At 69.9% G+C, this 9,320-nt stretch carries 12 protein-coding genes and 1 pseudogene; 10 read left to right on the forward strand and 3 right to left on the reverse strand.

Annotated features, from left to right (window positions below; all coding sequences use genetic code 11):
• Positions 1-210, reverse strand: a pseudogene (locus A5681_RS26225) (class I SAM-dependent methyltransferase); the annotation flags it as partial.
• Here A5681_RS26225 and A5681_RS00800 point away from each other — a divergent pair.
• Positions 176-610: a hypothetical protein gene (locus tag A5681_RS00800; protein WP_197498471.1), complete on the forward strand. Its 435-nt coding sequence runs from the start codon at positions 176-178 to the stop codon at positions 608-610. The pseudogene A5681_RS26225 and the gene A5681_RS00800 sit on opposite strands and share 35 nt — an antisense overlap.
• A gap of 28 nt (positions 611-638) precedes the next feature.
• Positions 639-2,009, forward strand: a complete 1,371-nt coding sequence (locus tag A5681_RS00805) for an amino acid permease (RefSeq protein ID WP_067268692.1) — start codon at positions 639-641, stop codon at positions 2,007-2,009.
• 20 nt (positions 2,010-2,029) lie between these two features.
• Here the strand turns inward: A5681_RS00805 and A5681_RS00810 are convergent, their stop codons facing one another.
• Complete coding sequence (locus A5681_RS00810) at positions 2,030-2,551, reverse strand: hypothetical protein (RefSeq protein ID WP_067268693.1); 522 nt, start codon at positions 2,549-2,551, stop codon at positions 2,030-2,032.
• A 128-nt stretch (positions 2,552-2,679) separates the two neighbouring features.
• Between A5681_RS00810 and A5681_RS00815 the strand changes: the two genes are divergently transcribed.
• Both A5681_RS00815 and ligD read left to right on the forward strand, forming a co-directional pair.
• The gene (locus A5681_RS00815) at positions 2,680-3,066 is read left to right on the forward strand and encodes a MarR family winged helix-turn-helix transcriptional regulator (protein WP_231996186.1); all 387 of its coding nucleotides are present in this window, start codon (positions 2,680-2,682) and stop codon (positions 3,064-3,066) included.
• Positions 3,067-3,166: 100 nt separating this feature from the next.
• Positions 3,167-4,129 (forward strand): non-homologous end-joining DNA ligase, encoded by a 963-nt coding sequence (gene ligD / locus A5681_RS00820; protein ID WP_067268695.1) that lies wholly within the window; start codon positions 3,167-3,169, stop codon positions 4,127-4,129.
• Between the two features lie 10 nt (positions 4,130-4,139).
• Here ligD and A5681_RS00825 read toward each other — a convergent pair whose 3' ends face one another.
• Complete coding sequence (locus A5681_RS00825; RefSeq protein WP_067268700.1) at positions 4,140-4,535, reverse strand: nitroreductase family deazaflavin-dependent oxidoreductase; 396 nt, start codon at positions 4,533-4,535, stop codon at positions 4,140-4,142.
• 74 nt (positions 4,536-4,609) lie between these two features.
• On the opposite strand from A5681_RS00825, the gene A5681_RS00830 reads away from it, so the two are divergent.
• From A5681_RS00830 to resB, 6 genes are all read left to right on the forward strand, one after another.
• A complete protein-coding gene (locus A5681_RS00830; protein WP_055404935.1) occupies positions 4,610-4,954 on the forward strand; it encodes a hypothetical protein in 345 nt (114 codons plus the stop codon).
• Between the two features lie 57 nt (positions 4,955-5,011).
• Positions 5,012-6,343, forward strand: coding sequence for a glutamate-1-semialdehyde 2,1-aminomutase (gene hemL, locus A5681_RS00835; protein WP_067268696.1), 1,332 nt, complete (start codon positions 5,012-5,014; stop codon positions 6,341-6,343).
• Positions 6,343-6,948: a histidine phosphatase family protein gene (locus tag A5681_RS00840; protein WP_067268697.1), complete on the forward strand. Its 606-nt coding sequence runs from the start codon at positions 6,343-6,345 to the stop codon at positions 6,946-6,948. The genes hemL and A5681_RS00840 overlap by 1 nt, the downstream gene beginning before the upstream one ends.
• 95 nt (positions 6,949-7,043) lie before the next feature.
• Positions 7,044-7,616, forward strand: a complete 573-nt coding sequence (locus A5681_RS00845) for a TlpA disulfide reductase family protein (protein WP_067268698.1) — start codon at positions 7,044-7,046, stop codon at positions 7,614-7,616.
• Complete coding sequence (locus A5681_RS00850; protein WP_067268699.1) at positions 7,613-8,392, forward strand: cytochrome c biogenesis CcdA family protein; 780 nt, start codon at positions 7,613-7,615, stop codon at positions 8,390-8,392. The genes A5681_RS00845 and A5681_RS00850 overlap by 4 nt, the downstream gene beginning before the upstream one ends.
• On the forward strand, positions 8,392-9,320 hold a 929-nt coding region (gene resB, locus A5681_RS00855; protein WP_197498472.1), incomplete at its 3' end, for a cytochrome c biogenesis protein ResB. The genes A5681_RS00850 and resB, both read left to right, overlap by 1 nt.

The following is a 9,320-nucleotide window of genomic DNA, read 5'->3' on the forward strand; positions in this document are numbered from 1 at the left end:
GTGCAGCGCCTGCGCGTACCGCGTCTGGATGACCCCGTCGTTGAGGAAGACGTGATAGAACGCGCTGTCGACGACCGTGTCGAAGCGGCCCTCGAATCCTTCCAGTTTGGTGGCGTCGGCAACCTGGAAGTCGACCTCGACGCCCGCCCGCTCCGCGTTGCGTTTCGCTTGCTCGATGGCCGAGGGCGAATCGTCGATTCCGGTCGTCGACAGCGCGTTCTATCACGTCTTCCTCAACGACGGGGTCATCCAGACGCGGTACGCGCAGGCGCTGCACCGGGCCACCAAACCCGGCGCGCGGCTGTACATGTTCGAGTTCAGCCCCCACAACGTCAACGGCCTGCAATGGACGGCCATCCCCGCCGACAACTTCGAGCGGGTGTTCGGCGCCAACGGATGGCGCATCGACTACCTGGGCGGCACGACGTACCAGGCCCGGTTCCTGAAGGAGACGTTCGACGCCATGAAGGAATTCGCCTCCGAGCCGCAGGGCGAAATACTGCAGCGGATGCGGCCGCTGGTGCATCGGCTGGGCGTCATCGACCCCCTGCTGGAAGACCACCGGGTGCACCTCCCGGTGTGGTCCGTGGTGGCCACCCGCCTGGACTGACGCCGGTTCACCGGGCGGGGGAGGATCGATGGCGGGCACTGCGCAACTGCGCCAAGGGTTGTCGCAGCGCCAGCTCAGCATGATCGCCCTCGGCGGGGTGATCGGCGCCGGCCTGTTCATCGGCTCCGGCGTGGTGATCAAGGACACCGGCCCCGCGGCGTTCCTGACGTACGCGCTGTGCGGCCTGCTGATCGTCCTGGTGATGCGCATGCTGGGCGAAATGGCCGCCGCGAACCCGTCGACGGGATCGTTCGCCGATTACGCGGGCGCGGCGCTGGGCGGCTGGGCGGGCTTTTCGGTCGCCTGGCTGTACTGGTACTTCTGGGTGATCGTGGTCGGCTTCGAGGCGGTCGCCGGCGGAAAGGTCCTCAACTACTGGTTTCACGCCCCGCTGTGGCTGCTGTCGCTGGGCCTGATGGTGTTGATGACGGCGACCAACCTGTTCTCGGTGTCGTCCTTCGGTGAGTTCGAATTCTGGTTCGCCGGAATCAAAGTCGCGACCATCGTGGTCTTCCTCGGCATCGGCACCGCGTTCGTGCTGGGCCTGGTGCCCGGGCACCGCGGGGGCCTGGGCAACCTCACCGCGCACGGCGGGTTCTTCCCCAAGGGCGTCGGGGCCGTCTTCGCCGCGATCGTGGTGGTGATCTTCTCCATGGTGGGCGCCGAGATCGTCACGGTGGCCGCCGCCGAAAGCCGGGACCCCGAACTCGCGGTGCAGAGGGCGACGAGGTCGGTGGTGGCCCGGATCGGCGTCTTCTTCGTCGGCTCGGTCTTCCTACTGGTGGCGATATTGCCATGGGACTCAGTGGAACTCGGCGCGTCGCCCTATGTGGCCGCGCTGCACCACCTGGGCCTGCGCGGAGCCGACCAGGTGATGAACGCCGTGGTGCTCACCGCGGTGCTGTCCTGCCTGAACTCGGGGCTCTATACGGCGTCCCGCATGCTGTTCGTGCTCGCCGACCGCGGTGAGGCGCCGGCACGGTTGGTCCGGCTCAGCGGCCGGGGCGTTCCGCACATCGCCATCCTGTGCTCCTCGGCGATCGGATTCGGTTGCGTCGTCATGGCGCGCGTCGCACCCAACACCGTGTTCCTCTTCCTGCTCAACTCCTCGGGCGCCGTTATCTTGTTCGTCTACTGGTTGATTGCGCTGTCGCAGATCATCCTGCGCCGCGGCACCCCCGCCGAAAAGCTGCGGGTGAAGATGTGGCTGTTCCCCGTGCTCTCCATCCTCACCCTCGTCGGGATCACCGCCGTGCTGGTGCAGATGGCGTTCGACCGCTCGGCGCGCAGCCAGCTATGGCTCAGCCTGCTGTCCTGGGCGGTGGTGGTCGGGTTGTACTTCGCCGCCCGGGTCCGCGGCCGCACCGGTGTTCGCCCCAGGATTGCCGGGGACGAGTAGCGCGCTGTAGCTTCGGGCCGTTAATCTTCGGCGCCTTGCCGACAGGGCGACATGCGGCGAGGCATCCGCATGTGCTCCTCGGCGCGGCGCCATACCGCTGTCGGGACGAATCGTTCGTCAGTCCAACTCGCCGATTCCACCCGTAGCCGTCCCCGCCAGTTCTTCATGATTTCAGCGTGCACGGGCCACCGGATGAAACGGCGTAAATCGCTTCCGCTGTGCCAGACGGATAGCGATCCGCCGCGCCACTCGGCGGGCTTGCCCCACACCCACAGCCCGACCGCGCCGTGCATGATCGGCCAACTTTCCGCCAGCTTCATACCGAGTTCGGCGACCCGGTGCCAGTCCTTCTCGGATCCGGCGTGAAAGTCGGTGTAGCTCACGACGACCGGCAACCGGGTTGAGTCGCACGGGCCGGGCAGCCAATCGGTGCTGATGAGCCCGGCGCCGGGGGTGATCGGCGGTCGGCCGGTCGCTGCCCATTCACCGGCGGATGAGCCGCCGTCGTCACCGCTGACGTTGGCGGGATGCGTTGAGGTCACGGATAGCTCCCATCGCGTGCGAATCCAGTAATGATATGCATCCGCATACGATATGCTTACGCATATGATATGACAAGCTCTATCATTACGGCATGGCACGAAAGTTGACGCGTCCGGACCTGGCGGCAATGCTCGTGCCGCTGACGCGCCAAGCCGTAGCCGCCGAGCGGCCGGTGCTGGCGGCGCACGGCCTGTCGATGTGGGGGTACGTCATTCTCAGCGCCCTTGACAGCTCGCCGATCCGCACGCAAGCGGCCCTCGCAGACGCGATCGGCGCCGACAAAACACGCATCATTCCCACGCTCGACGAACTGCAGCAGCAGGGCTACATCGAACGCTCACCCGATCCCGACGACCGCCGCGCGCGCCTGCTTGCGATCACCAGCGCCGGACGCTCGATCCGCAGCGCAGCGCAACGCGACATCCAGAAAGGCGAAGAGCGCTGGCTTGGGCAGCTGACCACCACCGACCGCGAGGTCTTTCTGCGGGTGTTGCGCCAGCTGGCGTTCGGTTGAACGGTGACCCCGCGCCGCACCGCCAGCACCTCGACCGATGACGTTATGTTCGCTACATGACCCGGGCCGTGCATCGCGCCGCGCGCGCAGGCCGCCCGTCATGACAACCGACGAGCGCCGCGCCGGTGTTGACTTGACCAACCTGGACCAGCCGCTGAGCCCGGAAGCCGGAGCCACCAAGCGCGACCTGATCGATTACCTGGACGCGGTGGCCGACCGATTGTTGCCCGTCCTGGCCGGCCGCGCGCTCACGGTGCTGCGCGCGCTGCGGGGCCAGGCCCCATTCATGCAGAAGAACGCGCCGAAATACGCGCCTGCCTGGGTGCGCACCGTCCCGGTATGGGCCGAGGCATCCAAACGCGAAGTGCACTACGCCGTCTGCGATGACCTGCGCACGCTGCTGTGGCTGGCGAACCAGCGTGCCGTCGAATACCACCCCTCGCTCGGCCTGGCCGACAATCCGCGCCGGCCCACCCATCTGGTGCTCGACCTCGACCCGCCGGCCGATGACGACTTCACCGCCGTGGTCCCCGTCGCCCATGTGGTCCGGCAGGCGTTGGCCGACGCCGGCCTGTCGGGCGCGGTGAAAACCAGCGGCGCCAAGGGCATTCATGTCTTCGTGCCGGTCGACGGCACCGCAGCGGCGGACGACGTCGCGGCCGCCACCCGGGCGCTCGCCGCCCGCGCCGAAAAACTCGACCCGAAAAGGGCGACAACAGCTTTCGTCGTGGCCGACCGCGCCGGCAAGGTGTTCGTGGACTCGACCCGCGCGGGCGGGGCGACCGTCGTCGCCGCCTACAGCCCGCGCCTGCGCCCCGGCCTACCGGTGTCCTTCCCGCTTGCGTGGTCGGATCTCGATTCCGTGTGCCCCGGCGACTTCACCATCCACACGGCGATCGACGCCCTTGCCGGGCGCGACCCGTGGGCCGAACACATGCCCCACCCGCAACGCCTGCCGGACGATCTGATCGAGCAGGGCCGCGCGATTCCGATCGCCCGGCTGGCCGCGATGCACGAGGGCAAACGGCGCGCCCGGGCCCGCCGGGACGCCCCTGACGCTTGACGCCCCCGGCTCAGCCCGTCTTCGTCAGCAGCACCGCGTCCTCGAACGGCAGCCTCGCGAAAATCGGCCGCGCTGCGGGGCTTACGTGGGACGCCGCTTCGGCTTTGGTGACGACGCGCGGGTCCGCGAGGCCGAAGCTCTTGCCGTTGCGGCGCATCCGGCCGCCGCCCGCGGCCTTCAGGTTCTTCAGCCAGTCGCGGTCCGGGCCGTAGGTCAACAGGATCGCCACCCCGGGCTTGCCGTCGACGTCGGCGCTGAACACGTTCACCGGAGTGCGGTAGGCCTTGCCCGAGCGGCGGCCGACGTGTTCGACGATCCCGAACGGCGGCAACCAGCCGGCCCACAGCCGCTGGATCGGATTGGTGACGTGACGGTTGAACCGGGCGAGCCCCTGCGGCATCTGCATACCACCATCCAACTCGCCCGGGCCGTCCAGCAGCAACCAAACTTTTCCCCGCGAAACGGGTCTAGTGTCTGAACATGGGCGACTCGCCGGGTAACGACGCGGCCCAGCGCGCCGCGGAGCTCAAGCGCAGGGGTGAAGCCCTGGCCGCCCGGAAACCCATCACCCCGCAAGACGTCGAGCGCGCGACCGACCGCGCCCAGCACGCCCAGGAGCGGGACCACGAGGCGCACCGCCGCGACCGGGACGGCCACTACCAGGCCGCCGTCGCGCACGAACGCGCCGCCGAGGTGCATGAGCGGGCGGTCGAGGAGGGCCTAGGGGACGTCGAGGCGCACCGGCGGGCGGCGGAGAAAGAGCGCGACGCCGCCCGCCATCATTTCCAGGCCGCCCAGCAAGCCGACCCGCGAAGCGACGCCTGACCTGTCCTGCTACACCCTGTAGTTGTATCGATCGCGGCAGCTGGGACACTGGTCGTCATGGGAAGCAGTGACCAGGCGACCGCGCACGCCGCGACGACGGCGGCGTCGGCCCGGCTGTTCGCCGACGCCTGCGCGGTCATCCCCGGCGGGGTGAACTCCCCGGTGCGGGCGTTCACCGCGGTGGGCGGGACCCCGCGCTTCATCACCGAGGCCAACGGGTACTGGCTCACCGACGCCGACGGCAATCGCTACGTCGACCTGGTCTGCTCGTGGGGCCCGATGATCCTGGGACACGCGCACCCCGCCGTCGTCGACGCCGTCACCCGGGCCGCGGCGTCCGGCCTGTCGTTCGGCGCCCCCACCCCGGCCGAGAGCGAGCTGGCCGGCGAGATCATCGGACGGGTGCCGCCCGTCGAGCGGATCCGACTGGTCAACTCCGGCACCGAGGCCACGATGAGCGCGATCCGGCTGGCCCGCGGCTTCACCGGCAGACCCAAGATCGTCAAGTTCTCCGGCTGCTATCACGGCCACGCCGACGCGCTGCTCGCCGACGCGGGTTCCGGGGTGGCGACGCTGGGCCTACCGTCCTCGCCCGGGGTCACCGGAGCGGCGGCGGCCGACACGATCGTGTTGCCCTACAACGACATTGACGCCGTGCGGCACACCTTCACCGAGCTCGGCGACCAGATCGCCGCGGTGATCACCGAAGCCAGCCCCGGCAACATGGGCGTCGTCCCGCCCGCGAACGGCTACAACGCCGCGCTGCGCGCGATCACCGCCGAGCAAGGGGCGCTGCTGATCGTCGACGAGGTGATGACCGGTTTCCGGGTCAGCCGAAGCGGTTGGTACGGAATCGATCCCGTCGACGCCGACCTGTTCACCTTCGGCAAGGTGATGAGCGGCGGCCTGCCGGCCGCCGCGTTCGGCGGGCGCGCCGAGATGATGGAACGGCTGGCGCCGCTGGGGCCGGTCTATCAGGCCGGCACGTTGTCCGGTAACCCGGTCGCCGTGGCCGCCGGCCTGGCGACGCTGCGCGCCGCCGACGCGTCCGTCTACGCCGCGCTGGACGCCAACGCCGACCGGCTGGCCGCCCTGCTCACCGAGGCCTTGACCAATGCGTCTGTGCCACATCAGCTTTCACGTGCGGGCAACATGCTCAGCGTGTTCTTCACCGACGCGGCGGTGACCGACTTCGCGTCCGCGCGGGCCAGCCAGACCTGGCGTTACCCGCCGTTCTTCCACGCCCTGCTGGATGCGGGCGTCTACCCGCCGTGCAGCGCGTTCGAGGCATGGTTCGTCTCGGCCGCGCTGGACGACGCGGCGTTCGACCGGATCGCCGACGCCCTGCCCACCGCGGCCCGCGCGGCCGCCCAGGAGGACAAGCCCTGATGGCCGATCAAACCCGGGTCCACGTGGTGCGCCACGGCGAGGTGTACAACCCCAGCGGGGTCCTCTACGGACGGCTGCCCGGATTCCATCTGTCCGACAAGGGCCGCGAGCAAGCGGCCGCGGTCGCCGACGCGCTCGCCGGGCGCGACATCGTCGCGGTGGTGGCCTCCCCGCTACAGCGGGCCCAGGAGACCGCCGCGCCCATCGCCGCCAAGCACGGCGTGGCCGTGGACACCGACCACGACCTGATCGAATCGGCGAACTTCTTCGAGGGCCGCCGCGTCGGACCGGGCGACGGCGCCTGGCGCGACCCGCGGTTCTGGTGGCAGCTTCGCAACCCGTTCACCCCGTCGTGGGGCGAGCCGTACGCCGAGATCGCGGCGCGGATGACGACCGCGGTCGACAAGGCCCGCGCGCGCGCCGCCGGCCGCGAGGTGGTGTGCGTCAGCCACCAGCTGCCGGTGTGGACGCTGCGGCTGCACCTCACCGGCCGGCGGCTGTGGCACGACCCGCGCCGGCGCGAGTGTGGGCTGTGCTCGATCACCACCCTGGTGTACGAGGGCGACCGGCTGGCCGACGTCGAATATCAGGAACCGGCGCTCTGATCGCGCCAACGACGATGCAGCGCAGGAAAGCGATGTGGGGGCACCTCCCGCTTGCGGGGGAGAGGAGTGGCGCCATAGTCACGTTGCGACTGGCGATGGCCGGGGTTTTGGTGACGACCCTCGTTGCCGGCTGCTCGTCCGGTCGTGACGCGGTGGCCCAGGGCGGCACCTTCGAGTTCGTCTCGCCCGGCGGCAAGACCGACATCCACTACGACCCGCCGTCCAGCCGGGGCCGTCCCGGCCCGCTGTCCGGTCCCGACCTGGCCGACCCGGCACACCCGCTGTCGCTGGACGACCCGATCTTCGCCGGCCGGGTCGTCGTCATCAACATCTGGGGCCAGTGGTGCGGCCCCTGCCGCGCCGAGGTCAGCCAGCTGCAACAGGTCTACGACGCCACCCGCGACGCGGGGGTGTCTTTTCTGGGCATCGACGTGCGCGACAGCAACCGGCAGGCCGCGCTGGACTTCGTCAACGACCGCCACGTGACGTTCCCCTCGATCTACGACCCGGCGATGCGCACCCTGATCGCGTTCGGCGGCAAGTACCCCACCACCGTGATCCCCTCCACCCTCGTCCTGGACCGCCAGCACCGGGTGGCGGCGGTGTTCCTGCGCGAGCTGCTGGCGGCCGACCTGCAACCCGTGGTGCAGAAGCTGGCCCGCGAGTGACCGGATTCACCCAGATCGCCGCCGCCGGACCGCTGCTGGTGGCCCTCGGCGTGTGCCTGCTGGCGGGGCTGGTGTCGTTCGCCTCGCCGTGCGTGGTGCCGCTGGTGCCCGGGTACCTGTCCTACCTGGCCGCCGTCGTGGGCGTCGACGAGCAGCCGCTGCCCGGTCAGGTCAAGGCGCCGCCGTCGGCGCGGTGGCGGGTGGCGGGCTCGGCGGCGCTGTTCGTCGCGGGGTTCACCACGATCTTCGTGCTGGGCACGGTCGCGGTCCTTGGGATGACGACGACGCTGATCACCAACCAGCTGCTGCTGCAGAGAGTCGGGGGCGTGCTGACAATCGTGATGGGGCTCGCGTTCGTCGGCCTGATCCCGGCCCTGCAACGCCAGGCCCGGTTCAGCCCGCGCCAGCTGACCACCGTCGCCGGGGCGCCGCTGCTGGGCGCCGTTTTCGCGTTGGGCTGGACGCCGTGCCTGGGGCCGACGCTAGCCGGCGTGATCACCGTGGCCTCGGCCACCGACGGCGCGAGCGTGGCCCGGGGGATCGTCCTGGTAATCGCTTACTGCCTGGGACTCGGCATCCCCTTCGTGCTGCTGGCGTTCGGCTCGGCCGGAGCCGTGGGCGCGCTGGGCTGGCTGCGGCGCCACACCCGGGCCATCCAGGTCTTCGGCGGCGCACTGCTGATCGCGGTCGGTGTCCTGCTGGTCAGCGGGGTGTGGAACGACTTCGTCTCGTGGCTGCGCGACGCCTTCGTGTCCGACGTGAGGCTGCCGATCTGATGTCGCGACTGCTTGCCTGGGGCCGCAACACCTGGCGCGCGTTGACCTCGATGGGCACCGCGCTGGTGCTGCTGTTCCTGCTCGCGCTGGGCGCGATACCCGGGGCGCTGCTGCCGCAGCGCAGCCTCAACGCCGGCAAGGTCGACGACTACCTCAAGGGCCACCCGGTCATCGGGCCGTGGCTGGACCGGCTGCAGGCGTTCAACGTGTTCTCCAGCTTCTGGTTCACCGCCATCTACGTCCTGCTGTTCGTGTCACTGGTCGGCTGCCTGACGCCGCGGATGATCGAGCACGCCCGCAGCCTGCGCGCCACCCCGGTGGCCGCCCCGCGCAACCTGGCCCGCCTGCCCAAACACGCCAGCGCGCAGCTGCCGGCCGACCCAGATGACATCAACGCCCTGGCGAACACCATCACCGGCCGGCTGCGCGGCTGGCGCACCGCCATCCGCCATCCGGACGACGACGAGGCCAGCCTGGTCGAGGTGTCCGCCGAGAAGGGCTACCTGCGCGAATTCGGCAACATCGTCTTCCACTTCTCGTTGCTGGGCCTGCTGGTCGCGGTGGCCGTCGGCAAGCTGTTCGGCTACGAGGGCAACGTCATCGTCATCGCCGACTCCGGCCCGGGCTTCTGCTCGGCGTCGCCGGCCGCGTTCGACTCGTTCCGGGCCGGCAACACCGTCGACGGCACGTCGCTGAATCCGATCTGCATCCGCGTCAACGACTTCCAGGCGCATTACCTGCCGTCCGGGCAGGCCACCTCGTTCGCCGCCGACATCGACTACCAGGCCGGCCGTGACCTGGCGGCCAACAGCTGGCGGCACTACCTGCTGGAGGTCAACCACCCGCTGCGCGTCGGCGGCGACCGGGTGTACCTGCAGGGCCACGGCTACGCGCCCACGTTCACCGTGACGTTCCCGGACGGGCAGAC

The sequence above is a fragment of the Mycobacterium scrofulaceum genome, assembly GCF_001667885.1.
GTDB lineage: Bacteria > Actinomycetota > Actinomycetes > Mycobacteriales > Mycobacteriaceae > Mycobacterium > Mycobacterium scrofulaceum_C.

Excerpts from the sequence above, each read along its gene's own strand:
- A5681_RS00800 (WP_197498471.1), top strand. The coding sequence starts at position 176 with ATGGCCGAGGGCGAATCGTCGATTCCGGTCGTCGACAGCGCGTTCTAT.
- A5681_RS00805 (WP_067268692.1), top strand. The coding sequence starts at position 639 with ATGGCGGGCACTGCGCAACTGCGCCAAGGGTTGTCGCAGCGCCAGCTC.
- A5681_RS00815 (WP_231996186.1), top strand. The coding sequence starts at position 2,680 with ATGCTCGTGCCGCTGACGCGCCAAGCCGTAGCCGCCGAGCGGCCGGTG.
- ligD (WP_067268695.1), top strand. The coding sequence starts at position 3,167 with ATGACAACCGACGAGCGCCGCGCCGGTGTTGACTTGACCAACCTGGAC.
- A5681_RS00825 (WP_067268700.1), bottom strand. The coding sequence starts at position 4,535 with ATGCAGATGCCGCAGGGGCTCGCCCGGTTCAACCGTCACGTCACCAAT.
- A5681_RS00830 (WP_055404935.1), top strand. The coding sequence starts at position 4,610 with ATGGGCGACTCGCCGGGTAACGACGCGGCCCAGCGCGCCGCGGAGCTC.
- hemL (WP_067268696.1), top strand. The coding sequence starts at position 5,012 with ATGGGAAGCAGTGACCAGGCGACCGCGCACGCCGCGACGACGGCGGCG.
- A5681_RS00840 (WP_067268697.1), top strand. The coding sequence starts at position 6,343 with ATGGCCGATCAAACCCGGGTCCACGTGGTGCGCCACGGCGAGGTGTAC.
- A5681_RS00845 (WP_067268698.1), top strand. The coding sequence starts at position 7,044 with ATGGCCGGGGTTTTGGTGACGACCCTCGTTGCCGGCTGCTCGTCCGGT.